The organism is Halobellus captivus (genome assembly GCF_003697845.1).
Taxonomy (GTDB): domain Archaea; phylum Halobacteriota; class Halobacteria; order Halobacteriales; family Haloferacaceae; genus Halorubrum; species Halorubrum glutamatedens.
In genome coordinates this window covers 93,470-117,510 of the sequence record NZ_RDQE01000012.1, presented here as the reverse complement: position 1 = coordinate 117,510, position 24,041 = coordinate 93,470, and the positions used below count along the sequence as shown (strand labels likewise).

Sequence of the window (24,041 nt, the reverse complement as noted above, 5' to 3'; positions counted from 1 at the left end):
GATCTCGTCTAAACAGCCGCCGAGGCGGGCGTTTTTGGGCATAAATCACTTTGAAAACGCACCGCCTCACCTTTCAATCCTTATCTGAACACCGCCGTTACTCGTGGAGGTACTGTTATTGGTGGGTATGGTGAGGAAGATCTTCAGACAATTCAACGTCGTCTTGAATCTGAAGACCCACCCAATATCTATCAAACATTACACTTGGATATCCTTGAGAAAATCGATCAGGGTGAATTCGCAGTGAGTATTCTCCTATCCTACATCCTTCTAGAAAGGTGGGTGAAGAACGCTTTCGTGAAGACGGTCGTCCATCAAGGAGAAACAGAAGAAGACGCGAAAGAGCTGATCATGAAGAATGACGATGAGTTTACGTCACTGAAAAATATTCTCGTTAATTGCTTCAAACACCATGCAGGTGTTGATTTTCGAGCATCCAATCTATATGCTGAGTGGGAAGATATTGTCCGTGATGAACGAAATAAGGTCGTTCATGAAGACTACATCCCAGATAAGGAATCCGCACAATCAATGCATGAGACTACGATTCAGTGTATAGAATGGATTCGAGGGGAGATCGAGACTTCTCTAGAAGATGAACCTGAAAACGTGACCTTTGAAAGGGTCCGGGAAATGGACAGCCCAGACACATAGATTGTGAAGTGCTAACTTAGCGTTCACTCGCCCTTCTCGACTCAGTACCCACAACTTGTTCTTCTGGCCTTGGAACAGTAAGATCAGATAACTCCCCATTCGAAGCGCAGTCTTCACAAAGTGGTGGTGAAGCATCCTCACTGCCGTCAATTCGGTTATGTGGGAACGTACTCCCACACGTGGCGCATTCCCAGTCGTACACGCCGTGTTCAGTGGCCAAATCCGGGTGTTGCTCTGCGAGTGTGGGCGTTAGCTTCGCGTCCGGGTACGCATCGAAGTATTCGGCCAACTGTTGTTTCCGATACGAAGTCACACCGGGCAGTAACCCAGTGAACCCTTCATCTCGGTATTTCCCATCATGCTCTCCGCAGCGCCGCCGGAACGGGCACGTCCCGCACTCCCAGTCGAACATAGGATCCGCTGGTGGTAACTCACCGTTGTCTCGGAACTGGGTTTGCTGCGCCATCCACTCCACGACATTCTCCCGCCAGAACCGGTCATCGAACGGGATATGGAATGCCCGCACGTCGAGCGTATCTCGACTCCCGTACACCAGCAACCCGTCCTGAATCGACCGGTCAAACTCGGAGTTCAACGCGTGCATGTACGCGTGTAGCTGCGCCTTATGATGCGGTTTCGGCCCGTCAAGGTACTCTAACGACGATGTCGTCTTGATTTCCGTCACCAGGATGGGGTCACCGTCGCTGTCCACGATCGCCGGGTCAGTCACGCCTTTCACCCGGACTTCATCACCGCCACTCGTCGGTACGCGCGTATCAATCCACAGCGAATTCCGAACGTACGTCGAATCTGTCGTCACCGCCTCCTGCAAGTACGGAACGATGATCTCCTCCTCGAATTCGCTGCCAATCCAAAAGAGGCCTTGCGGCGAGTCACCCTCCTGTGGTGCGTTCTGCCCGTAGTACCGGACTTTCCGATGACACTGTAGTAACTTACTCGGAGAGTGCTTCTCGGTGGCGGGGATCGGTGATGCGCCGTTGAAATACGGGCGGCCTTCCAAGATGTTCTCCGTGAACAGCCGCTCGTCGTACCAGTCGTTGAATGAGTCGTTCGTAACGGCGTCCACGAGGTGTTTCAGCCGGGTGTTCTGCGGGAGGCGGTCAACAGTCGATGACAATCGGATATCGCGTGACGCGTCTGTCTGGCCGTTCTCGCTCATTGCGAGAACAGAGACAGCCTGAGTGACAATAGGGACGGGCGTGGTGTTTCCGAAACACGATTCACACCGGGTTACGACCGTGCGCGGTAAGTTCGAGCTTTCGTGTTCCCGTCAGCCACGATGAGATTATAATGCTCTAACTTCGCCAAGTAGTTCCGAACGGTTCGCTCGGTTTTCGGGTCTTCAACACGGTCTTTGTACTGTTCGTACAGTGCTGGCGGTTTGATCTCCTCACACTCACTGATGATGTTATAGAGCACTCGCTGGTCGGGTTTGAGGCGACTAATGGTGTTCCGTTCGATTTCCAATTTCGCTTCCGAAACCACGTCGGAAATCATGCCGGACCGGATCTGGTTATCGCCGTTATTACTAGCGGTTCGCGCGGCTTTCCGAAGGATACCAATGGCGACTCGTGCGTCACCAACTGCGTGCTCGGCGATTTGCGCGAGTTCTGCTGATTCGATTGCGTCTGGTTCGAGCCCCCACCGTCCCCGGTCACGGAGAATTGCTTGTAACTCGGTGTGCCCGTACTGACCGAAGTGGATACGATTCGAGTTTTGGAGACGGCTTTGTAGGCGAGCGCCGAGAGGTTTGAACAGGTCTTCTTCGCGGTTCGCAATGAGAATCAGCGTGAGTTTCGGGATTCGGTGGAGGTCGTACAAGAGTTCCTTGTCTTGGAGTTGATCTACCTCGTCAAGGATGATGACGTACGGCGGGCCGTCATAGTCACGGAGCCGGTCGAGGAGAAGGTCACGGGGTGTCGATTGCCGGTGAACATCGTATGTTTGCCCGATCCCGTCGAGTAACTGGTACAGGGTTTTGAAGCGCGTGTAGTCTTCCCAGCAGTTCACGTATTGCGTGTTCAGCTCAACGACGGAGCCGCGGAGTTCTTCGACGATGTACTGCGCGATGCAGGTTTTCCCCGCTCCTGATGGCCCGTGTAGCAGCGTTGGTTCCGTGGGTTCCCCTTCGGTGACGGGTTCGAGGATGCTTGATAGGTAGTTCACCTCCGCATCTCGGTGTTGGACTTCCCGTGGGATGAACTCCTGTTGGAGCACCCGGGCGTCTGTTATCATGATGGTACGTCGACACGGCTTGGTAGGGTCATAAATGGAAGGGTGCTGTTTCCAAATCTTCCAAAATAGTTCAATAGATGTAGGGCGCGTATCTCCCAAAGAAGCTCTCCGGAAAACAGCTAGTCGGATCGGTCAGTACAGGATACTCACGGACCGTTCAGTTACAAAAAAGATACTTACCATCTCGGAACTAAATTACAGTATGGTGAACAGATCAACGGTCTCTGATTTCATTCTGCAAGCTATCCTAATCGTAGGTTTGAGTATGATAATGATTCGTTCAGGGCAAATCGTCGGGACGCGATTTGTAGCATTTGACATCCCCTACGCAGGTCAATTCGGATTCATACTAGGTGCCGTATTTATACTCGCAATATTCGCTGTGCTGCGTCGAACATATAGAACATATGAAAATGGTAGGTTGGGAGCGTAGTACCGTGGCCCACTAACCTTCTGTACTGAGCGATCGAGGCTATGAAACTATTATCTGCTGAGATTTCAATAGAGCTAATCTTTTTAAATTGTGCGAGAGAACATAAGATAGTGAGTTTCGTTTTCCGAGAACCAGAAGGTCGGAAGAGTGGACTGATCTTCCTTGCAGTTGCGTCATTTGCGCTTTTATATGTAATTTACAATCAAATTCGATTCGGTGGGGGAATTAACCCGGCAGTCAGTATCGGAGTTCCATTTACTTTGTTGGGTCTTGCAGAGCTACTCCCGAAAAATAAGAAACGCTTAGCAGGTGGTACCCGGATAGCTGCTGTCGTAATTTGTATCTCGCTTATCATCTACATATAAGAGTTGTATTGACTGTAACCGAAGCTGAATATATCTCTGCTGAGGATTTCAACAAATCTGAGAGTACGTAACAACAATGGAGTTCACAGAGAAGTTTGATGCTGCAGAACCGACACATAGACTCGTCTCTCGGAGTCTATCCGGTGTGAAAGACTGGGATGAGCTCGGCGGTGTGACAGTCGAGAACCGGGCCATTAGTGTTTTGATGGACTACGGAACCGTTGTCCACCTAGGCCTTGATCCAAAACACGGTCAATTTGAGACGGTACAACGGGAGCTAGTACAGATTCCTGACTCGGAATGTATCTTTGTCGGTTCGGATCATGAGTTTCGAGCGTCGCTCCCCGAGGACCGGGCGTTGGTTGAGTCATTACTCGAAGTCCCAAGAGGTGATACTGATGCGTGGACGGACCGTCTGTTCTACTTCGTTGAATTTGCAGTTCTAGCCGACCAATCGTGGCTATATCGCTCAGTACCGCATGAGACACATATTCGAGAAATCAATGCGAGGGGACATGAGGAAGTAATTGAGAGATTGAACGACACATTTGCGCAAGTGCGAGGGTCGGCTGTCGTTCCGTTTGGTGAGCTTGTCTCTTGGACAACTGATGGTACCACGTATGATTTGAAATGGAATTCTCTGTATCGCTCTGATAGACAGGAGAGATCGTCATATGATTTGGAACGGCTACGGCAGGTGACTGCACTGTTTTCTGAGAATCTCCTACGGCTTGATTGGAAGCCGGTGTCTGAGGAGTCGTTACTTCGTCGAACGGTTTGGCGAGTTCTGGGTTCGGAGAGTGCTACTCCGCCAGCACAAGTTGAGATTCCTCCTGGTGAAGACGGAGAAAAGATATTAGATGCGTTCCATCAGCTACGTGAGAAACTTGGATATGAATATGGCGTTGAGACTTCTTCCGATTAGTACTCCTGATCTGCTTAGAGTCGATAATTGTTTGCCTGTACTGAGCGATCTGTGATTCCTTGTATTGCCCGTTAAGAGGACCGGTCGAGATTGTGAATGATACACCAATGATGAGTTCCGAAACTGTGTCCACCATCGACGGGATCGCATTACTACATCGTACTTACGTTTGAGCGTTGATGGCGTAGGAAGTCGGAAACTGGGTAGCCGCGTATATGAATTAATTTAGAGAGTTTAGCGGACGGGTGCGTCTTCCTCCGTTTTATCGGCACATTGGTGTCAACCAACTATCGGTTTGTACTGAGCTACCTTCCGAACTTGTGGTTGACCCGCTGCGAACGATTTGATATCGTGGTATTGACTTTACGATGTGTCTTCCGAGGTCTCTGAAGGTGACATGCTCATCGTCGTCGCACGGTCGCTCGGGCGGGATCGCGCCCACAGATATCGAACGCGCCACGCGTTATCGCACGTGAGACGCGGCCGCGGGAATTTATATGCGTTCGCGACCCAGCACGGGCAATGAGTTTCAGTCACGACCGTCGGGGCCAGTCGGTCGTGGTGGGGACGGTGATCCTCTTCGGCTTCCTGATCCTCGCGATGGCGACGTATCAGGTCCAGTTCGTCCCCACGGAGAACGAGGAGATCGAGTTCGAACACAGCCAGCAGGTCGAGAGGGACTTCCTGGATCTACGGAACGACGTGTTGAGCGCCGGAACGACCGGGTCGGCGAGGTCGACGTCGATACAGCTCGGGACGCGGTATCCACAGCGGACGTTCTTCCTGAACCCACCGGCGGCGTCGGGGACGTTAGAGACTACCGGAGAACAGCAATTCGAGATCAGAAACGCACAAGTAAACGTGAGTGACGGCGCACACGAGAACGTCCACCACTTCTGGAACAACGGGACTGAACAGGGACCGGACGGTCCCGTGTTCGTCACACGTTCGATCCGATACACGCCCGATTACAACGAATATCGAGGAGCCCCCCGATTAGTGTACGAGAACTCGCTCGTCGCCGCGGAGTTCGGAGACAGGGCGCTCCCGCGCTCGGATCAGACCGTCGTTCGCAGCGATCGGGTGTCGCTAACGGCCGTCTCGGGGAATATCTCGGAAAACGGAATCGAATCGAAAAGCGTCGATTCGGAGACGATCTCACGCGGGTCGAGGTCGATCCCGATCCAGGGTGACGGTGGAAATATCGTGATCGTGTTGCCGACGGCCGTCAGCAACGCCAGTGATCTCGTCGATCGACTGGACGTTCCGGCAGCGAAGAACGTCATGGCCAACGGCGACCGGGTCGAGATCACGCTCAACGAAAGCGAGACGTATCGGCTTGGGCTCTCGGAAATCTCGGTCGATGGCAGTGGAGAGACGGATCCGGCCTACATCGTCCCGGTTGGGGGACAGAACGTGATTTCTGGGCAAAGTGTTGGCGTCGAAGTACGAGACAAATACAACAATCCGGTCGCGGACGCTGAAGTCAACGTTTATACTAGAACTGACTCGACATCCTCAGAAACGCTCCGGACGAACTCGGAGGGACGAGTCTACTCTCAGAATGGCACTGTGTTCACGATCAATGAGGTCAGTGCTGACGGATCCGACGGTGAGAGGTACGAACGCGTCGAGGTTACTTTACTGCCTATATCCGATGGAGCAGGAAACGTATCCGGTCCGAGAGTATACGGTGTCAGTGCTTCACCCTCATCGGTAATCCAAGGGGGACAGTTGGATCTGAGCGCAACTATCGACAGTGTCGGTAATGAAACCACGATTCGGAGTGGAACACCGATCCAGAGAGTCGATGTTGTGGCCGAGAGTGAGAACGGATCCTATGAGCGAACATCTTATGATTACGATCCGGACGACACGACGAGAGTGTATCCCTTCAGCGAGACGATCGATATGGATTGGGAACCTGGAGAGTACAATGTGACCGTTCGAGGACAAGACGCGAGCGGCCGGTGGACTTCTCCAGAGGAAGAGGGAGAGGCGACGATCACAGTAGTCGGGGGGGCCGTATCCTCCACAGTGAACTTTACCGTAACTGATGTCGCTCAAGATGGTAACACCCAATCCTTCACATTTGACGCCGGAGATCTTGGGAACAACGATGCGGCGACAATAGACCTCTCTGATCCGCAGAACGGAGGTGTCGATTACACAAACGCGAATTTCGAACTGATCGAACAGACGAACAACAACGACGCAATAAGTTATGACTCGACTACGAACACGATTACTTTCACGAAACGTGGTGGTGGGGATGGTATTGTAACAATTCAAGCAAGTGGAATCGACGTTACTGGTCCGTCTGGCGAAAGATTCACGATCAGCTACTCTGACGATAACGGTGGTATTGACTCTGACTCGTTCCAGATCCGGAGTGGGGGGACGGAAATTGCTACTCAGGATAGCTCTGACGATGTCTCAAACAATGGAGATGTCGTCATCTCTGACGGAGTAACTATCGAGGGGGATGTCGAAAGTCAGAACGGCATTATCGAAATTGGACAAAACACCAATATTCAGGGGGATATCGACGCCAACGGAGATATTTCCATAGCTGATGGGAGCACTATCGAAGGAGAAATCACGAGTAACAATAACGCTGTATCGACGGGCGATGACGTTACGATAGAGGATGACATCACTGCCAACGGAGATGTGATTATAGGCGATGATAACACCATAGATGGAGATCTTACAAGCAATAACGGGGATATTGTCGTCGGAAAGAACACAACAATCAATGGAGAGATCACTGCCTCAAATCAGAACATCACGATCATGGACGGTGCGACAGTCAATGATGAAATTTCGTCCAATAACGGAAATATCGGGATCGGCGAAAACGTCACAGTGAATGCCGATATTAGCACAGACAATGGCGACGTGTCTATCGGTGCAAATTCATTCATCGATGGTGACGTGGACGCACCTAACGGACAAGTCAGTATTACAGAGAGCGCGACGATCACTGGAGAAGTGACCGAAGCATGATTCTTCCAACTAGGATTCCACGATCGACGTAATCCGCATCGACACACACATATGGCCACTCTCTGAACGTCCAGCCATGACCGCAGTGGGGATCGACGCCATCGAGATCCGATCCGGCAAGCTCAAACTCGACTTACCGAACACCTTCGCCCCGCAGAAGGGCGACGACCCGGAGAAGTACACGAAGGGGCTCGGGCTCACGAACTCCTCGTTCCCGGACGTCTACGAGGACATCGTCACTATGGGCGCGAATGCGGCCAAGCGCCTGATGGACCGCAAGGGTCTCGAACCCGACGACATCGGGCGGATAGACGTCGCCACGGAGTCGGCGTTCGACCACTCGAAGCCCGTCTCGACGTACATCGCGGGCTGTCTGGAGAAGGTGTACGACGGGGACTTCGTCCACGCCAACAAGGGGGAGCGCAAGTTCGCCTGCGTCGCCGGCACGCAGGCCGTCGACGACGCCTACAACTGGATCCGCGCGGGGCGGAACCGCGGGCGGGCGGCGATCGTGGTCGCGACCGACACCGCGCTGTACGCCCGCGGCGACCCCGGCGAGGCGACCCAGGGCGCGGGCGCGGTCGCGATGCTCATCGACGAGGAGCCGAGCCTCGTCGAACTCTCGAACGACCAGGGGTACGGATCGAAGGACGAGACGGACTTCCTGAAGCCGAACCAGCAGTTCCCGAGCGTCGACGGCAAGCGCTCGATGCAGGTGTACCTCTCGCGGATGCGCGAGGCGCTCGAGGACTACGAGTCGGTCGCGGGCAAGATCGAGCTCGACGACTTCGCGTACGCCCCGTTCCACACGCCGTTCCCGGGGATGGTCCGGAAGGCGGCCCTGCTCGCGTACCGCCACGTGATCCGCGACACGGAGTACGAGGACGACCTCGCGGGCGAGATCGGCCGTCAGCCGCGTGAGCACGAGTACGACGACCGCGAGGCCTACGAGGCGGCGATCCGCGAGTACATGGACGAGCTGAAGACGACGGAGCAGTACCGGACGTGGTACGACGACGCCGTCGAGCCGACGCTCGGGCTCTCCCGCGAGGTCGGCAACTGGTACACCTCCTCGGTCCACGTCGCCCGCGTGAGCGCCCTGCGCGACGCGTTCGAGCGCGACCGGGACTTCGTGGGGGAGACGCTGCTCGTCGCCTCCTACGGCTCCGGGGCGCAGGCGGAGATCCACGCAGAGACGGTCCGTGCGGGATGGCGCTCGGAGATCGACGCGCTCGACATCGACGAGCAGCTCGAGAGCCGGTACGACCTCACGTGGGAGGAGTACGAGGACGTCCACGACATCCACGAGTACGACAAGGACCTCGACCGCGAGATCGAGGAGTTCACCGCTCCCGAAGGCGAGTTCGTCTTCACCGGCTGGGGCCGGATGAACGAACGGAAATACGAGTACGTCGAGTAGCGCCCCGGCGGGCCGTCGATCCCGTCGTTCTCCGTGAAAACGGCTCACACGACGGCTCTCGAATACGATGGGTTTAAACGACCTCCGGCTGAATTCTCCCCTAATGGTAACCATCTACGACGTGCCGGCGGACGCCCTCATCGAGGCCGTCGCGGCGCGACTCGAGGAGCGGATCGACGAGCCCGACTGGGTGGAGTTCACGAAGACCGGCGCGGGCAGGGAGCTTCCGCCCGAACAGGACGACTTCTGGTACGTCCGCTCGGCGAGCCTCCTCCGCAAGGTCGCACAGAACGAGCCGATCGGCATCGAGCGGCTCGCCACCGAGTACGGCTCGAAGAAGCGCGGTTCGAACCGCTACGTCGTCCGTCCCGGCGAGCACGAGGGCGGCTCCCGCAAGCTCATTCGTGCGTCGCTCCAGTCGCTCGAGGAGGAGGGACTCGTCACCACCGCCGCCGGCGAGGGCCGTCGGGTCTCCGACGAGGGCGAGGCGTTCCTCTCGGAGGTCGCGAGAGAGGTCTTCGAGGACCTCGACCGACCGGAGCTCGAACGCTACGCCTGAATCCGGTTCTCTCTCCGTTTCCCGTTTCGTCTCGCCGTGAGCCTCCGGCTCGTCGGCGATAGCGGCGCTCTTCCGCGGAGTGATGCCGGTGTCTCGATCGACGCCTCGATCCTGATGTATATTTCATCCCGCTATATCAAAATCGTGTACCACGTCGATCAGTCTCGTTCCGACTTCCCGGTGGACCAGGGTGTCATCGAACGCTTCTCTGGACGGTTCGTTTCGGGACTGCCGAGGATGACTCGGATCTTCGATAACGAGTGCTTGTCGGACGGTTGTTTCGTGGTATGTCGAGGTGATTGGAACGAGGTCTTGCTGTCGCGATGGACACTTCCAAAGCCCCAGTCGTGGGGCGGTCGCACGCTCGTTGCGCGCTTCGGTCGTTCACTTCGCTCACTCCCTCCAGTGCTTACGTCGCCTGCGACCGCCTCACGACTGCCCCTTTGCGTCCCACCCCGTACCGCACAGCCCCGTACCTCACACCTCCCCAGCCTCGCGGCTCGTTTCACTCGCCGCGTCCCTCGCGGGCTCCTCGTGCCCTCCCGGGCACTCGGAGGCGCGCCACCGCTCCGGCCATCGCTCGTTCGTTCGTTTGTGCTGAGCGAATCGGGGAAGCGAAGAACGCGTATATGAGTCTCCTATGACATTCTCGGTGGGTCTCATTATGAAGACTGGGCGATCCGGTGCGTCCGACCCGAGCGGATCCTACCCGGTGTTCTTCATCCCGGCGGCGATCCCGTTGACGGTGAGCCGGAGAGTTCGTTCCTCTTCCTCGGTTCGCCCGTTTCGCCCGAGCAGGTCGGCCTGGAGCAGGTTGAGCGGATCGACGTAGGGGTTCCGCCGCTCGAGGCTCTCGGCGAGCCAGTCGCGCCGGATGAGGTCGTCGCGACCGCTGACCGCGAGCACGAGCTCGCGTCCGCGTTCGTACTCCTCGATCAGTTGTGGGAAGAACCGCTCGCGGAGGTCGTCGTCGGCCAGATCGGCGTACTCGGCGGCGATCTCCGGTTCCGTCCGCGCGAGCGCGAGCGCGGCGTTGTCGAGGGTCGTCCGGAAGAACGGCCATTCCTCGTACATCTCCCGGAGCGTCGCGAGGCCCTCCTCCTCGCCGACCGCCTCGAGGTAGGCGTCGATCCCGGACCCCAGCGCGTACCAGCCGGGGAGGATGAGGCGGGTCTGCGTCCACGAGAACACCCACGGGATCGCCCGGAGGTCCTCGACGGTGCGCTCCCCGCTGCGGGAGGCTGGTCGCGAGCCGAGATTGAGGTCCTCGACGACCGAGATGGGCGTCGCCTGGCCGAAGTACGAGACGAACCCGTCGGCGTCCAACAGGTCGCGGTAGGCCTTTCGTGCCGCCGGGGCCATCGTCTCCATCGCGTCGACCCACTCGTCGGGAACGTCCTCGGTCGGCTCCGCGTTGGCCTCGTGGCGGGCGCGGATCTGCGCGTCGAGCATCTGTTCGAGTTCGCGCTCGGCGATCCGGTGGTTGGCGTACTTCTCGGCTATCGCCTCGCCCTGCTCGGTGAACTTCACCTGGCCGGTGACCGTCTCGTTCGGCAGCGCGAGAAGCGCCTCGTTCATCGGTCCCCCGCCGCGGGAGATGGAGCCTCCCCGTCCATGGAACAGCCGGAGGGTGACGTCCTCCTCGCGGCAGAAGCTCGCGAGCCGACGCTGGTTCTTGTAGAGGTCCCAGTTGGCCGCGAGGAATCCGTTCTCCTTGTTGGAGTCGGAGTAGCCTAACATTACCTCCTGGACCTCGCCGCGGGTCTCGAGGGCGGTTCCGTACGCCTCGTTCTCGAAGAGCGTCCCGAGGATCCGTTCGGCCCCGTTGAGCGCGGACTCGGTCTCCAAGAGCGGGACGACGTCGAGTCCGCAGTGGTCCGGGAGGGAAACGACCCCGACCTGGTCGGCCAGGAAGAGCACCTCGAGGACGTGGCTCGGCTCCTCGGTCATCGAGATGCAGTAGGTGTCTATCGCCTGCGTGCCGTACTCCGCCTGCCAGTCGGCGAGCTCGCGGAAGCGACGGAACACCCGGTCGGTCGTCTCGGAGACGTCGCCGAGGGCGTCGGCGTCGACGACCGGTTCGTCCTGGAGGATCGCCTCGGTGAGAAACTCCGCGCGCGCCGCCTCGTCCATCCCGTCGTAGTCCACGCCCTCCGTCGCGACCGCCTCGGCGACCGCCTCGGTGTGGTTCTCGCGGTGGTCCCGGAGGTCGAGCGACGCGAGGACGAACCCGAACGTGTCGACCTGGCGGCGAAGCGGGTCGATGAAGGACGTCCGGACCACGTCGTTGCGGTCGACCGACAGCGACTCGGCGACCACGTCGAGGTCGTCGAGGAACGCCTCGCCGCCCGGGTAGCCGCCGGGACGGACGTCGTCGACGCGGTCGAGTCGCTCGCGCATCAGCTTCAGTTTCTGGCGGTACGGCTCGTCGGGGTACCGCTCGCGGGCCTCCTCGACCACCGTCGGGAAGCGCTCGGCGTCCGCCGCCAGCGACTCGCGGAGGGGTCCCTCGATCGCGTACCGCTCGCCGTCCTGGCTCAACACGGCCGAGAGCCGCTTACACCGGTCGCGGTACTTCTCGATGGCGACCTCCCGCTGTCGTTCGAGCGTCTCCGCCGTCACCTCCGGCGTGACGAACGGGTTGCCGTCGCGGTCGGATCCGGCCCACGAGCGGAACTCGAAGAGTTTGGGGCAGTCGACGCCCTCGTACTCGCTCGAGATGATCTCCTCGAACTCCTCGTAGGCGTCGCCGACGACGTCGAACAGCGTGTTCTCGAGGTACCACTGGACGTTTCGGGCCTCGTCGGCCGGCTCCGGGCGACGCTGGCGCACCTGTCTCGTCCCCCAGAGGCTCGTCACCTCGGCGGTGACGTCGCGCCAGACGGCGTCGCGCTCGCGGTCGGTCATGTCGCGTTCGTCCAGCTCCTCGAGGTGGGTCGCGATCGACCGGAGCTTCGCCTTGACCGTCGCCCGCCGCGCCTCCGTCGGATGGGCGGTGAACGTCGGCTCGATGAGCACGTCCGAGAGCAGTTCCCCGAGCTCCTCGGCCCCGACGCCCGCCGCGGAGAGCTCCGAGACGGTCGCCTCGAGGGAGTCGTGTAGCGACCCGTCGGCGTCCGCGTTCCTGACGGCGCGGACGCGCTCGCGCTCCTCGGCGAGGTTGATCAGCTCGAAGTACGTCGTGAACGCGCGCGCGACGACGTCCTCGCGGGCTCCCGAGAGGTCGTCGATCGTCCCCTCGAGTACATCGCGGCTCGAGGCGTCGCCTCGGCGGTACTCGATCGCGGCGGTCCGGAGGTCCTCGACCGTCTCGTAGGCCTCCGTCGAGGTCTGTGCGGCGAGGACGTCCCCGAGCAGCGCGCCGAGTTCGCGGACGTCCGTCCGCACGCTCCGATTGTGCAACTCCATACCACGCACACTTCGGCGGGTTCCGGTTAAAACCGCCGTATCCCCGAACGTTTGCCTCGGGTGCGAGTGAACGTTCAGGAGAATCCGGACGCGGGGGATCGACGCGACGCTGACCGTCCGTGAGGCCGACCGTCCGTCATCGATCCGGACCGACCGGCGGGTTCGTCACCCTTTTTACCGGTCCATCCCGAACCGATCGGTATGAGCATGTCCGACAAGTACCCGGCCGAGTCCGGGCGGCGGCGCTTCGTCAAGGGCGTCGTCGGGGGCGCGGCCCTCGCGGGGGTCGGCGCGGCGGGGTCGGTGACGGTGAACACCCTGACGACGGCCGGCGGCGTCGGCGGCGGACAGACCACCGCGATGACGATCGCGAAGGTGACCGGCCCGGCCCCGCGGGGCCTCCCACAGATCCCGGTCCGCGTCACCGACGACGGCTACATCGAGGGGGTCTGGCCCGAGGTCCAGACCGTCGAGCAGAACGGGGTGGAAGTCGAGGTCGCCCAGGAGCAACTCGGCGGGCGCACCTACTCCGGCGCGTGGTTCCAGTACTGCGGCGTCGAGTCACAGGAGAACGTCGCGCCGAACTTCGAGTCGGACAACCTCTTCCGGGCGGAGACGGGCCAGTACGACTGGCAGGACGACACCTACGACTCGGGCGACCGGATCCACGTCGACGACTTCGGCGACTACGACTCCTGGGGCAACGGCGTCGGTGCGGACGGCGTCGGGAAGCCCGCGGCCGTCACGTGGCGCTCCGAGGACGCCGACTCGACGCTGAACGCGACCGTGATCCGCTCGACGCGGATCGAGGAGGCCGCCCAGGAGGACGAGTGGATCGAGGCGTCGACCGACCAGGGGTTCATGGCGTACCTCAACGTCTGTACGCACTTCTGTTGTATCCCCGGCTACAAGCAGCTCGAGGAGTCCTCCCGGTACGGCGTCGGCGACGGGACCTACTGCGTCTGTCACCAGTCCGGGTACGACCCGTTCACGCTCGAACAGGCGCTCTTCGTCGCGCGTCCTCGTCCGGACTGATCGCGTAGCGCGGCGTTTTTCCCTCGTTCGTCCGAACTGTACCCATGAGTGACGACCAGCGGTCGGCGGACGACGACGGACACGACGGCGACAGCAACCCGGACGACGACGAGCTCGCGACCGAACTCGAGCGCGCTCGCGATCTCCTCGACGACGACGGGATCGAGGCGGTCCACGTCGGCGTCGTCCGCGACGGCGAGGTGGACACCACGTTCGCCCAGCGAACCGCCGACGATCCGGAGTCCGAGGGGTTGCGCGCGCTCGCGTTGCTCGCGGCGCACGTCCAACTGGTCGCCGACGAGGCCGGCGTCGACGCGTCGACCGTCGCCGCCGACGCCGCGACCCTCGCGGGCCAGGTCGAACGGATCCCCGCCAGCACCGAGGACCTCCCCGAGGAGTAGCCCCGTCGCTAGCGGTCCTCTGACGTCCGTGACTCCTCGGCTCGGGACGGCTCGAGGTCTCCTTCCCGGGACGGCTCGGGATCATCTCGAGGTTCGACCCGTTCCCCGTCGCCGACGCGGATCCGGTAGAGCTGGTGGGCCACGCCGGCGAGCGCGACGAACAGCACCGCGAGGTTGAACGCCGCGAGCGCGATCGGCTGGTAGGCGGGATCGAGCCACGTCCGGATCGCCCGCCCCGTCTGGCTGTAGAAGCTCCAGCCCGCGATCAGCGCGAGCAACACCAACGCGGCGAGCCCGATCCGGTCGAGCAGCCCGCGGAGGTCGTTCGAGGAGAGCCGGGAGAGCCGCGATCCGCCCTCCTCGGACGTCTCGGGATCGTCCTCCCGGGTACGATCGTCCGACGCGGTTCCCCCGTCCGTCGCGGGAGCGGGGTCGATCCGCGAAGCGGTCGTCTGGACGGTCGTCGTCGAGGCGGTCTCCGTTTCGTCGAGGGTGTCGGTCATGGCGTCGGTGTTGAGTGGGTCGGTCGTTCGGTCGCGGTCCGTCTCGGCGTCCGCCGGCCGCTCGGCGGGATCGTCGCTCATGACGCCCTCCGTGCGAGAAGCGCCGCGGCGAGGAGCCCGGCGAGCGCGACGAGGGGCCCGAATCCGGGCGTCGAGTCGTCGGTCCCGCGGTTCCGGTCGGACGCGTCGTCCCCGCGTTCGTCCTCGAGCGCGTCGTCCCCGCCGTCCTGGTTGAAGTCCTCGATCTCGAAGGAGACGTCCCGAACCGTCTCGTTCGCGGTGATCCGCTCCTGCGGATCGAGGTTGGCCACGCCCTGGGTCTCGTCGATCAGCACGTCGTCGTCGAAGAGCGCGGCGTCGACGTAGTAGTTGTACCCGTCCGGGGCCTCGAGCGTCGTCGTCACGGTATCGGTGCGTCCCGGACGCACCGAGCCGACCGTCTCGGTCGCCTCGTCGGCGATCACGTTGGAGTCGGCCTGCCGGAGCAGCAGCCGGAGGTCGATCTCCTCCGAGGCGTCGTCGCCGCGGTTCGTGACCGACACGGAGACCGACAGCGTCGCCGTCTCCTCCGTCGTCTCGGCCACGCTCACGGCGACGGTCGGCCAGACGTTCCCGTCGGCGAACCCGACCGCGGAGTCCGCATACGACGGAGTGAGCGCCGAGACGCCGGCGATCCGCGTGGTGCGTTCGCTTCGCCGCTCCCCGTTCGCGTAGACGACCGTCTCGAGGCGGTAGCCGCCCTCGCGTTCCACGTCGAGGCTGCCGTTCACGGTCGTCTCCCCGTCGCGGTCGACGTCGCCGACGTCGACGACCGTCTCGTCGACGAGGAGCCCGGAGTCCGCGTCGATCGCGCGGTGACGCACCGTGACGTTCTCGACGGTCGACCCGCGGTGTCGGAGGTCCACGAGGAGGTCGAGCGTCGCCGTCTCCCCGCGGATCTCGCCGGGCGCGACGACGACGTCCGCGAGTTCGATCTGTCCGGGCCGGTCCGTCTCCGCTCGCGGGTCGTCGACGGCGTCGGGAACGGCGACGATCCCCACCGCGCCCGCGAGCACGACCGCGGCGGCGACCGCCAGGAGGGTAGTTCTGGTGTCCATACGCCGCGATCCGGGCCCGGGACTAAGTGCTTTGTCCGACCGAAACGCCTCAGCGACGTCCGCGAGCGGGTCCGAAGCCGTGCCCCGATCCGAGCTCAGAGCGTTCGATATCGTCCGCGGGACTCCGACAGCTCCCCGCGACGGGTCAGCCTCTCCAGGAGGTCGCGCGCGGCGTCGGCGGGGACGCCGTGGTCGGTCGCGTACGCGACGATGTGCTCCTCGGTCGGTTCCGTCGCCTCGCTTACCGCGTCCCGGACGACCTCCTTCCGCGAGCGCGTCGAGCCGGCGTTTCCTCCGGCTCGCTCGCCGGCGTCGAACACCGCGTCGGCGTCGAGACCCGACGCCTCGAGGTACTCCCGGTCGTCCACGCCCGCGTCCTCGACGGCGCGTTCGAGCTCCGCGACGTGGTCGACGTCCGCGAAGGCGGCGCTTTCGTCCCGCTTCTTCGCGAGCAGGGCCGCGCGCGCCTCGCGGGCCGCCTCGCGGTCCTCGGACTCGAAGAGGCGTTTGAGCTTCGCGGTTCGGTGGGTCGTTTCACATCGCGAACAGCGGGCCGTCTCGCTCGCTCGCGGGTCGCGCACGAGCCAGAGGTTCCCGCACCGGTTACAGCCGACGACCGCGTACATGTCCGCGCGTTCGCCGTCCCCCCGTTTGAACCCTCGGCTCCCGGAGTCGAAGCATCTCCGGATCCTCCGGGGCCGAAGCATCTCCGGATCCTCCGGGGCCGAAGCATCTCCGGACCCCCGGGGTCGAAGCGTCGTCACGTCACGCCGGATCAGGTCCCGCCGACGCCGCCGCCGTCTCCGCCGTCGTCACTCGAGGAGCGGTCCGTGCCGCCCGAGTCGGACGCCTCGTCGTCGGGCAACGAGATCAGGTTCTCCCGGCCGAGCCGGAGCTTCTCGATCCGTCCCTCGCCCGCCATCGCCGAGAGCAACTGGGACACCTTCGCGTCCGACCACCCGGTCTCGGCGACGATGTCCGCCTGGCGCATCCGTCCGCCGTTCCGGTCGAGCAGCCGCTCGACGCGCTCCTCGTCGGAGAGCAGCGAGAGGTCCTCCTCCGGCTCGTCGTCCGCTCCGTCGAGGTCGTCATCGTCGTCACGTTCGTCGCCGGCGCCCCCGGTCGCGCCGACCGCCGCGCTCCCGACCTCCGTCCCCGGCCCGGATCCGTCCGACCCGTCGGTCTGGGCCGCTTCGCCGTCGGAGCCGTATCGTCGGTACCCGACGAGCCCCCCGGCGATGACGACGGCGGCGAGTACGATCGCGCCGGCCAACAGCGTCCACGGTGGCGCCTGATCGGTCGGCGGGGGCGTCGACGTCGGCGAATACACGACCGCCACGCGGTCGTCGTCGCCGAACACCCGTGGCCCCTCGATGACCACGGCGTTGTCCCGGAGCGTCACGCTCGCCCCCGGCGTCCCCGAGACGGAGTAGCCGTCCGGCGTGGTCACCTCGATCGTCTGGTCGGACTCCAGCGACCGGAGCCAGGTCTCGTTGTTCGCGGTCGTCAGCGCGTCACCCAACACCAGGTCCTCGCCGTCCTCCGCGAGGAAGTCGGTCCAGACGAAGGTCAACCGTAGCTCTCCGACCGCGGCGACGTCCCCGGACTCGACGTCCTCGTCCGTTCCGTCCACGTCGACGCCGTCCTCGGTTCCGTTCTCCGCCTCGGGGTCGTCGATGACGACGAACTCGCGTTCGACGCTCTCCACCGACATCTCGCGCCCGGCGCTTCGACTCGCCTCGTCGGCGAACCGCTCGAACAGCTCCGGCGACGGTCCCACCTCTCCGGCGACGAACCGTTCCCCGACGGTCTCGAACGAGTCGGTCCGGTTCGGATCGGCGAACTCGTATCGCACGACCACCTCCCATCGTGCGTCCCGGTTCGACCCTAAGTCGATCCGTATTCGCGTCTCTCCCGTCGGGGCGGCCGCCCCGTCGACCTGGGGGGACGCGCCCGTTCCTATCGAACCCGAACGTATCGAGTCCGGCGATGACGAGTGGGTGGAGGGAGCGGTCTCCGCGCCGGCGAGTCCCGTTCCGGCCACGAGGGCAACGGCGAGGAACGCGACGAGGAGAACGCGAATCGCGGGGTTCCGCATGTATCTCTGTGGCACTCGGGCCCCGGGCAAAACGCTTTCTATACTCCAGTTCTCCGACCGTGAAACCCCGGATCGCGGCGACCTCCACGTCTGCGGCGGTAGATGCCGCGTCAACGCTGACGACGTATTCGTCTCGACGGCGACGACGGACCCGCATCAACGCTGGCGATCGACCCGTCTCGACGACGGCGATCCTCGCCGCCGAGTTGAGGTGGGTTTTTGACCCTTGCCGGAGAAGCGAGCGACGATGAGAGCCCTCTCGGTCTTCGTCGCCGTCCTCCTCCTCGTCTCGTCGGTCGCCGCGGGAACGGGGCCCACGGGTGCGACGGCCGACGTCCGGTCCCCCTCGTCGTCGACCGTCTCCGAGCCTGTACCCTCCACGGAACCACTCGCGGGATCGATCGATCCGGGAACGGAATCGGCCTCCACACACGGCGAGAACCTCACGTTCCGCGTGTTGTCGACGCCGCCCGGCGTCGAGCCGCGGCTCGGGAGCCATCGCCGGGGGGTCAACCTCGGCACCTCCCTCGGGCTCGCGGTCGGCGACTCGGACGCCGCCCTCCGGACGGAGACCGCGGTACAGCGCATCGAATCCGCCGAGACCAACGCCGAACGACAACGGCGGATCCTCGCCGCGATAAACGAGGTGGAACAGGACGAGGTGAGCCTCGACAGCCGACAGACGGCCGCGATGAACGCACACGCCTCGGGGGAACTGACCGACCGCGAACTCCTCGACGAGCTGGTCCGGACCGCGGCACTCGCACGCGAGTACGACCGGCGGCTCGACACGCTCTCCGAGCTCGCCGAGGAGACGGACGGGTTCAGCACGCCGGACCGCGTCAGTACGCTCCAGGTCCAACTCCAGGTGTACGAGGGACCCGTCCGACGGATCGCACTCGAGACGGTCCGCGGCGACCGGACGGGCACGGAGATCCACGTCCAATCGAGTCGGGACGCCCTGGTCCTCGCGACGATCGTCGACGGTCAGTACGTCCGGGAGTCGTTCCGACGCGACCGGTGGGATCGCGGCGGTGACGACCTCGAGAGCGAGACCGCGATAAACGCGACGATCGCGAGCTATCCGGAGACGACCGACCTTCGCGAGGCGAACGCGCTCGGTGCGGGAGCGGTCCAGCGGATCACCGTCGATCACGACTTCGGAACCCTTCGGACGTTCGTCAGCGGCGGAACCGAGCGGGTGTTCCTCGAACACCAGCGGATGGCGCTCTCGACGTTCCCCGACGCGGAGTCCGTCTCGACGGCGGAGGACGGATTCAACGTCACCGTTAACCGAACGTATCCCGGCGGACCGGTCACCGTCACCGTTCTCGATGCGGCCACCGGCGACCCGCTCGAGGGGATCACGGTGACGAAGAGCGCCGGCGGCACTCCGAGCGAGACCATCGGAAGCACCGACGAGGACGGCGTGGTTCGAACGCTATCGCCGGCCGAGCCGTATCGGATCACCGTCGTTGACGAACCGCGGGTCGCCGTCATCGACGACATCGCTCCCCTCGAGACGCCACGGGTGACGGACGACGTCGCGGACGAGAACGCGACCGACGAGGGCGGCTGACCGCGGCGAAGGCGTCCCACCGCCACGAATTCCGATCGTCGCGAGGACGTCCGCCCGTCCCGGGCCCCGATCCCTTTTATTCGATGACGGACCAGACGACCCGTGCCGTCCCGAACCCCATCACACGCGACGTGCGAGCCGGACGCGCCGAAGCCCCCGGACGCACCCGACACGCCGGTCGCGCCGCACTCGACACGCGCGCTCGCCCCGCTCGCCGGCCTGCTCCTCGTCGCGATGACGGTCGTCCTCGCGGTCGGCGTCACGGCCGCGACGACGCTCGATTCCCCCGCCGAACCGGCTCCGACCGTCGTGATGTCGATGGAGGTCGAGGGGGACCGGATCACGCTCGATCACGACGGCGGCGATCCGATCGCCGTCGACGAGCTATCGGTCCGGGTCGGCGTGAACGGCGAGCCGCTGGCGCGTCAGCCGCCGGTCCCGTTCTTCTCTGCGTCCGGGTTCAGACCCGGCCCGACCGGCGCGTTCAACGCCGCGAGCGACGACGAGTGGGCCGTCGGCGGGTCCGCGTCGTTCCGGGTCGCGGGAACGAACGACCCGTCGATCGAGCCCGGCGACCGGGTCACGCTTCGGATCGTCGTCCGCGAACAGCCCGTCGCGACGCTGGAAACGACGGCCCGTCCGGGCTGAACGACGGTTCGAGACGCTCGAGATCGAGGCCTTACCCGCCGAGGGATCGCACGACGGCCTATTCTCCGGGAACCCGCGCGACGGTCGTGATCGCCCGCGGGCTCCGCGGCGTCGCGCGCTGGATGTGGTGTTCGAACTCCTCGTAGCCCGCGGCCTCGAACATCCGGTCGGCCTCGTCGGCGTCGTAGAAGAGCATGATCGCGTCGGCGACCCGCTGGAGGACGCGGTTGTGCGGATAGTCGGGACCGACGACGAGCACCTGTCCGCCCGGCTTCGCGACGCGCCGGAGCTCCTTGAGCCCCTCGACGGGGTTCGGCCAGTACTCGATCGAGCCGGACGACCAGACCACGTCGAAGACGTCGTCGCGGAAGGGGAGCCGCTCGGCGTCGCCGCGATAGAAGCTCACGCGGTCGTGTCTTCCGAACTTCTCGAAGGCCTTCTCCATCTGGTGAACGCTCTGATCGAGCCCGTGGACGTCCGTCGCGTGTTCCAGCAGTCCCTCCGTCCCGAACCCAGTCCCGCAACCCACGTCGAGCACGCGGTCGTCCTCGCCGAACTCCAGCCACGAGAGCGCCTCCGACCGCATCTCGTCGTTCCAGTTGAATCGGTTGACCCGGTCGTACACCTTCGAGAGGTACTTGTAGAACAGCCGGGCGTTCGACTTGTCCTCGAGGATCCCCATTACCCGCTGATTGGGTAGCCGAACCCATAACGACACGGATCCGACCCGGGCCGTAGCGACGTGGGTCCGATCCGACCCGACGATAGCGACACGGGTCCGATCCGCCGCCGACCTCCTTTCGCCGCCGGTTCCGATTCCGACCGCCTTATCCGACGACGACCCGTTCGACCGGCATGAACCCGACGACGACCGGTCGGTTCCGGATCCACGACCGCCGTCCGCGACCCGTCGACGGCGGCGACGGGCCCGCCGAGTTCGTCCTCGTCGAACTGCCGGAGGAACCGGTCGACCCGACCGACCCGGACGCGGCGGAGGCGTACGACCCGTTGTACGCGACCGCCACCGGCTACGAGGGAGACCTCGCCGATCGGGTCGAAACGCTCGATCCCGGAACCGTCGTCGACGCGACGCTCGCGTGGAACGACGGCACCGCGCGGTTCACCGAGGTGACGACCGTCCGGGAGGACCGGTTTCGGTTCGCCGACGACGTCGAGGGGATGTTCGAGGCGGCCGTCGACGCGTGGCGGGAGATCCGTGCCGAGGGGGAGGCGGTGGGATCGGTCACGACACGATCGACCGACGGCGAGCCGAACGGCGCGCTCTACCTGTTCGCCGACGGCCCCGGAACGGACACGTTCGGGGAACTCCGAGCGGCCCGGATCCCGGTGGAGCCGCTCGTGGATCGGGCCAACGACGCTCGGGACGACGACGAGCCCCGCGAGGTGTTCGTGCTCCGTCCGGCCGCCCACGACTTCGTCGCCGTCTACGTCGTCCTCGAGCGCGACGGGGTGCTCGCGCGCACGGTTCGGGACACCTACGGGCTCGCCGACGGGCTGGCCGCGGGACTGGAGTCGTCCGGCGTCGACAGGATCGAGACGGCCGCTCGCGATCGAGGGGACTCCGGAGGTGACGGAACCCCGAGCGAACACGACGGCGACGACACGCCGAGCGAACACGACGGAGACGACACGCCAAGCGAACACGACGGAGACGTGAACGACGGTGACGCGATCGACGACGAGGATCCCTCCGAGTTCGACCTCACCGACCGCCTCTGAGCGCCCCGTCTCATAGCCAGTCCGCGTCCGGATCGACGCGGCCGTCGGGGACTTCGTCGTTGAAGACGGCGGCGACGTCGGCGGCGGCGCTCCGGTTCAACTCCTCGCGAGCCTCCTCGCTGTACCAGGCGGCGTGTGGCGTGACGACCGCGTCATCGTGACCGACGAGCGGGTCGTCCGCGGGCGGTTCCTCGGCCAGCACGTCGAGCCCAGCGGCCTTGATCGTCCCCGACTCCAGCACCTCCAGCAACGCGTCCCGGTCGATCACGGGACCGCGTCCGACGTTGACTACGACGGAGTGAGACGACAACCGGGAGAGCGCGTCGGCGTCGACGAGTCCCCGCGTCGACGGCGTCAGCGGGGCGTACACCGCGACGTGGTCGCTCCGGTCGAACAGCGCCTCGAACGCGACCTTCTCGACGCCGAGTTCGTCCATCCGGTCCCCGTCGACGAACGGATCGTGTGCGAGAAGCTCCGCGCCGAATCCCGAGAGCTGTTCCGCGGCCCGTCTCGCGATGGGGCCGAACGAGAGCAGGCCGATCGTGGACTCGCTCACCCGGCGGATCGGTCGTCCGTCCTCCCACGTCCAGCGGCCGTCGGCGACCGCGTCGTCGTACGTCGTCACGGATCGGAGGCAGGCGAAGAGCAGCGAGAGGGAATGGGTGGCCACCTCGTCGGTACAGTACTCCGGCACCCGCGTCACCCGCACGCCGGCGTCGGTCGCGGCGGCGACGTCGACGCCGTCGACGCCGACCGCGGCGCGGGCGATCACCTCGAGTTCGTCCCCGAGCGCTCCGATAGCCTCGGCGGTCACGGGCGTGTCGACGTCGACCACGACGGCGTCGAACCCGGTTCCGGCCTCGATCAGCCGGTCCGTCGACCCGAGCTGTGCGACCTCGATCCCGACCGGCTCGGAGACGGCCTCTCGGAGGTGTTCCCGGTACGTCTCCGGATCGATCATCGAAAACGCCGAGAGAAGGACCCGCTTCATACGTCCCGATCGGTCGAAGGCGTCTTAGTCCCGTTGGCTATGGGAGAACACGACGCGTCGCGAACCGGTCGTCGGCGGAGACTCGAACGGGCGGTCCCGTTCCGACGGCTCTTTGCGAGTGTAGCCGTTACGAGGACGCGTGAGCGACGATACGACGGACAAGCCCCCGATGCTGGTTCTCCTCGAATCGCTGGCGTTCTACCGGAACGTCCGCGTCGGACTCGTGGTCGGGGCGTCGTTGGCGTTCCTGTTATACCTCACGCGCACGCTGGAACTCCTCGGTCCGCTCGTGGAGGTTCGTGAGTACCCGGTCGTCGGTCCCGACGTCTGGTTCGCGCTCCTGGCGTTCGTGTTCGCGGCCACGTCGGCGCTTCTGGTCGCGATAGCGCTCACCGTGTTCGAGGCGGTTCGCGGGGCCCGATCGGTCGGGCTCGAGGAACGGGATTAGTCGGCCGTACAGGAGGCATCCCGCTCCTCGCTCGTGAACTCCTGGGCGGGCTCGGTGAGTTTATAGAGGTTCTGCCGGGCGTCCGCGAAGTAGACGTCCTCGTCGACGACGTCGATCCCTTCGAGCCGCTCGAGGGCGTAGCGGACGGTCCGGGCCGACAGCATCGATTCTTGAACGATCCCTTTCTGTGTCAACGGTCCGTTGTATTCGAGCACCTTGAAGACGAGTTTGGCGCTCGGCGGGAGGTCGTCGAGACCCTCCGTTTGGGTTCCAGCCATCGCTACGAATCGAAACCGCACACGGGCATAAATGTTGATGCCCGACACGCGATCTCGCCCGACTTACCGGCATATATTTCTGGATCTTTGGGCAAGTACCGGACATATATGCCGCAAATCCGCCGGTGGACTGACCAGTCAGTCAGTGTTCGAGCCTCGCGCGCACCCGCCACACGACCGGATCGACGCGGATC

Annotated in this window: 21 protein-coding genes; 11 read left to right on the top strand and 10 right to left on the bottom strand. The window is 63.3% G+C overall.

Features of this window, described 5'->3' with window-relative positions; all coding sequences use genetic code 11:
* Positions 1-243: 243 nt before the first annotated feature.
* On the top strand, positions 244-654 hold the full coding sequence (locus tag EAO78_RS17740; protein WP_136516514.1) for a hypothetical protein: 411 nt from the start codon (positions 244-246) through the stop codon (positions 652-654).
* Between the two features lie 16 nt (positions 655-670).
* Here the strand turns inward: EAO78_RS17740 and EAO78_RS14350 are convergent, their stop codons facing one another.
* Positions 671-1,834, bottom strand: a complete 1,164-nt coding sequence (locus EAO78_RS14350; protein ID WP_122106518.1) for a CRISPR-associated protein Cas4 — start codon at positions 1,832-1,834, stop codon at positions 671-673.
* Positions 1,835-1,905: 71 nt separating this feature from the next.
* Positions 1,906-2,910 (bottom strand): Cdc6/Cdc18 family protein, encoded by a 1,005-nt coding sequence (locus EAO78_RS14345; RefSeq protein WP_122106517.1) that lies wholly within the window; start codon positions 2,908-2,910, stop codon positions 1,906-1,908.
* A gap of 874 nt (positions 2,911-3,784) precedes the next feature.
* Here EAO78_RS14345 and EAO78_RS14340 point away from each other — a divergent pair.
* The 4 genes from EAO78_RS14340 to EAO78_RS14325 all read left to right on the top strand — a co-directional run bounded on the left by EAO78_RS14340 (position 3,785) and on the right by EAO78_RS14325 (position 9,621).
* Positions 3,785-4,633: a hypothetical protein gene (locus EAO78_RS14340; protein ID WP_122106516.1), complete on the top strand. Its 849-nt coding sequence runs from the start codon at positions 3,785-3,787 to the stop codon at positions 4,631-4,633.
* Between the two features lie 522 nt (positions 4,634-5,155).
* A complete protein-coding gene (locus EAO78_RS14335) occupies positions 5,156-7,642 on the top strand; it encodes a polymer-forming cytoskeletal protein (protein WP_122106515.1) in 2,487 nt (828 codons plus the stop codon).
* A 76-nt stretch (positions 7,643-7,718) separates the two neighbouring features.
* Positions 7,719-9,062 (top strand): hydroxymethylglutaryl-CoA synthase, encoded by a 1,344-nt coding sequence (hmgB, locus tag EAO78_RS14330; RefSeq protein ID WP_122106514.1) that lies wholly within the window; start codon positions 7,719-7,721, stop codon positions 9,060-9,062.
* 103 nt (positions 9,063-9,165) lie between these two features.
* Positions 9,166-9,621 (top strand): 30S ribosomal protein S19e, encoded by a 456-nt coding sequence (locus EAO78_RS14325; protein WP_122106513.1) that lies wholly within the window; start codon positions 9,166-9,168, stop codon positions 9,619-9,621.
* 705 nt (positions 9,622-10,326) lie between these two features.
* On the opposite strand, the gene ppc is transcribed toward EAO78_RS14325, so the two are convergent.
* Complete coding sequence (ppc, locus tag EAO78_RS14320; protein ID WP_122106512.1) at positions 10,327-13,029, bottom strand: phosphoenolpyruvate carboxylase; 2,703 nt, start codon at positions 13,027-13,029, stop codon at positions 10,327-10,329.
* Positions 13,030-13,230: 201 nt separating this feature from the next.
* Between ppc and EAO78_RS14315 the strand changes: the two genes are divergently transcribed.
* Together EAO78_RS14315 and EAO78_RS14310 are read left to right on the top strand one after the other, a co-directional pair.
* Positions 13,231-14,064: a ubiquinol-cytochrome c reductase iron-sulfur subunit gene (locus EAO78_RS14315; protein WP_122106511.1), complete on the top strand. Its 834-nt coding sequence runs from the start codon at positions 13,231-13,233 to the stop codon at positions 14,062-14,064.
* Positions 14,065-14,108: 44 nt separating this feature from the next.
* A complete protein-coding gene (locus EAO78_RS14310; RefSeq protein ID WP_122106510.1) occupies positions 14,109-14,465 on the top strand; it encodes a hypothetical protein in 357 nt (118 codons plus the stop codon).
* Between the two features lie 8 nt (positions 14,466-14,473).
* Here the strand turns inward: EAO78_RS14310 and EAO78_RS14305 are convergent, their stop codons facing one another.
* The 4 genes from EAO78_RS14305 to EAO78_RS14290 all read right to left on the bottom strand — a co-directional run bounded on the left by EAO78_RS14305 (position 14,474) and on the right by EAO78_RS14290 (position 18,163).
* Entirely contained in the window at positions 14,474-15,049 is a 576-nt protein-coding gene (locus tag EAO78_RS14305; RefSeq protein ID WP_238987712.1) for a hypothetical protein, read from the bottom strand.
* The gene (locus EAO78_RS14300; protein WP_122106509.1) at positions 15,046-16,065 is read right to left on the bottom strand and encodes a DUF7490 domain-containing protein; all 1,020 of its coding nucleotides are present in this window, start codon (positions 16,063-16,065) and stop codon (positions 15,046-15,048) included. Before EAO78_RS14300 ends, EAO78_RS14305 begins: the two co-directional genes overlap by 4 nt.
* A gap of 95 nt (positions 16,066-16,160) precedes the next feature.
* The gene (locus tag EAO78_RS14295) at positions 16,161-16,691 is read right to left on the bottom strand and encodes a DUF5817 family protein (protein ID WP_122106525.1); all 531 of its coding nucleotides are present in this window, start codon (positions 16,689-16,691) and stop codon (positions 16,161-16,163) included.
* A gap of 149 nt (positions 16,692-16,840) precedes the next feature.
* Entirely contained in the window at positions 16,841-18,163 is a 1,323-nt protein-coding gene (locus EAO78_RS14290; RefSeq protein ID WP_122106508.1) for a helix-turn-helix transcriptional regulator, read from the bottom strand.
* A 247-nt stretch (positions 18,164-18,410) separates the two neighbouring features.
* Between EAO78_RS14290 and EAO78_RS14285 the strand changes: the two genes are divergently transcribed.
* Positions 18,411-19,742 (top strand): DUF7094 domain-containing protein, encoded by a 1,332-nt coding sequence (locus EAO78_RS14285; protein WP_122106507.1) that lies wholly within the window; start codon positions 18,411-18,413, stop codon positions 19,740-19,742.
* Positions 19,743-19,844: 102 nt separating this feature from the next.
* On the top strand, positions 19,845-20,390 hold the full coding sequence (locus EAO78_RS14280) for a type IV pilin domain-containing protein (RefSeq protein ID WP_343032413.1): 546 nt from the start codon (positions 19,845-19,847) through the stop codon (positions 20,388-20,390).
* Between the two features lie 58 nt (positions 20,391-20,448).
* On the opposite strand, the gene EAO78_RS14275 is transcribed toward EAO78_RS14280, so the two are convergent.
* Positions 20,449-21,072 carry a methyltransferase domain-containing protein gene (locus EAO78_RS14275; RefSeq protein ID WP_122106506.1) on the bottom strand — a complete coding sequence of 208 codons (624 nt, stop codon included), beginning with the start codon at positions 21,070-21,072 and terminating at the stop codon, positions 20,449-20,451.
* Between the two features lie 173 nt (positions 21,073-21,245).
* On the opposite strand from EAO78_RS14275, the gene EAO78_RS14270 reads away from it, so the two are divergent.
* A complete protein-coding gene (locus tag EAO78_RS14270) occupies positions 21,246-22,130 on the top strand; it encodes a DUF6663 family protein (RefSeq protein WP_122106505.1) in 885 nt (294 codons plus the stop codon).
* A gap of 10 nt (positions 22,131-22,140) precedes the next feature.
* On the opposite strand, the gene EAO78_RS14265 is transcribed toward EAO78_RS14270, so the two are convergent.
* On the bottom strand, positions 22,141-23,121 hold the full coding sequence (locus EAO78_RS14265) for a C-terminal binding protein (RefSeq protein WP_122106504.1): 981 nt from the start codon (positions 23,119-23,121) through the stop codon (positions 22,141-22,143).
* A gap of 139 nt (positions 23,122-23,260) precedes the next feature.
* On the opposite strand from EAO78_RS14265, the gene EAO78_RS14260 reads away from it, so the two are divergent.
* Positions 23,261-23,569: a DUF7536 family protein gene (locus EAO78_RS14260; RefSeq protein WP_417446313.1), complete on the top strand. Its 309-nt coding sequence runs from the start codon at positions 23,261-23,263 to the stop codon at positions 23,567-23,569.
* Here EAO78_RS14260 and EAO78_RS14255 read toward each other — a convergent pair.
* Positions 23,566-23,847, bottom strand: coding sequence for a MarR family transcriptional regulator (locus tag EAO78_RS14255; protein WP_066418190.1), 282 nt, complete (start codon positions 23,845-23,847; stop codon positions 23,566-23,568). The two genes, EAO78_RS14260 and EAO78_RS14255, sit on opposite strands and share 4 nt — an antisense overlap.
* Between the last annotated feature and the right edge of the window lie 194 nt (positions 23,848-24,041).

Excerpts from the sequence above, each read along its gene's own strand:
- EAO78_RS14310 (WP_122106510.1), top strand. The coding sequence starts at position 14,109 with ATGAGTGACGACCAGCGGTCGGCGGACGACGACGGACACGACGGCGAC.
- EAO78_RS14290 (WP_122106508.1), bottom strand. The coding sequence starts at position 18,163 with ATGCGGAACCCCGCGATTCGCGTTCTCCTCGTCGCGTTCCTCGCCGTT.
- EAO78_RS14340 (WP_122106516.1), top strand. The coding sequence starts at position 3,785 with ATGGAGTTCACAGAGAAGTTTGATGCTGCAGAACCGACACATAGACTC.
- EAO78_RS14255 (WP_066418190.1), bottom strand. The coding sequence starts at position 23,847 with ATGGCTGGAACCCAAACGGAGGGTCTCGACGACCTCCCGCCGAGCGCC.
- EAO78_RS14285 (WP_122106507.1), top strand. The coding sequence starts at position 18,411 with ATGAGAGCCCTCTCGGTCTTCGTCGCCGTCCTCCTCCTCGTCTCGTCG.
- EAO78_RS14315 (WP_122106511.1), top strand. The coding sequence starts at position 13,231 with ATGAGCATGTCCGACAAGTACCCGGCCGAGTCCGGGCGGCGGCGCTTC.
- hmgB (WP_122106514.1), top strand. The coding sequence starts at position 7,719 with ATGACCGCAGTGGGGATCGACGCCATCGAGATCCGATCCGGCAAGCTC.
- EAO78_RS14345 (WP_122106517.1), bottom strand. The coding sequence starts at position 2,910 with ATGATAACAGACGCCCGGGTGCTCCAACAGGAGTTCATCCCACGGGAA.
- EAO78_RS14275 (WP_122106506.1), bottom strand. The coding sequence starts at position 21,072 with ATGGGGATCCTCGAGGACAAGTCGAACGCCCGGCTGTTCTACAAGTAC.
- ppc (WP_122106512.1), bottom strand. The coding sequence starts at position 13,029 with ATGGAGTTGCACAATCGGAGCGTGCGGACGGACGTCCGCGAACTCGGC.
- EAO78_RS14325 (WP_122106513.1), top strand. The coding sequence starts at position 9,166 with ATGGTAACCATCTACGACGTGCCGGCGGACGCCCTCATCGAGGCCGTC.
- EAO78_RS14305 (WP_238987712.1), bottom strand. The coding sequence starts at position 15,049 with ATGAGCGACGATCCCGCCGAGCGGCCGGCGGACGCCGAGACGGACCGC.
- EAO78_RS14270 (WP_122106505.1), top strand. The coding sequence starts at position 21,246 with ATGAACCCGACGACGACCGGTCGGTTCCGGATCCACGACCGCCGTCCG.
- EAO78_RS14265 (WP_122106504.1), bottom strand. The coding sequence starts at position 23,121 with ATGAAGCGGGTCCTTCTCTCGGCGTTTTCGATGATCGATCCGGAGACG.
- EAO78_RS14295 (WP_122106525.1), bottom strand. The coding sequence starts at position 16,691 with ATGTACGCGGTCGTCGGCTGTAACCGGTGCGGGAACCTCTGGCTCGTG.
- EAO78_RS14350 (WP_122106518.1), bottom strand. The coding sequence starts at position 1,834 with ATGAGCGAGAACGGCCAGACAGACGCGTCACGCGATATCCGATTGTCA.
- EAO78_RS14300 (WP_122106509.1), bottom strand. The coding sequence starts at position 16,065 with ATGGACACCAGAACTACCCTCCTGGCGGTCGCCGCCGCGGTCGTGCTC.
- EAO78_RS14335 (WP_122106515.1), top strand. The coding sequence starts at position 5,156 with ATGAGTTTCAGTCACGACCGTCGGGGCCAGTCGGTCGTGGTGGGGACG.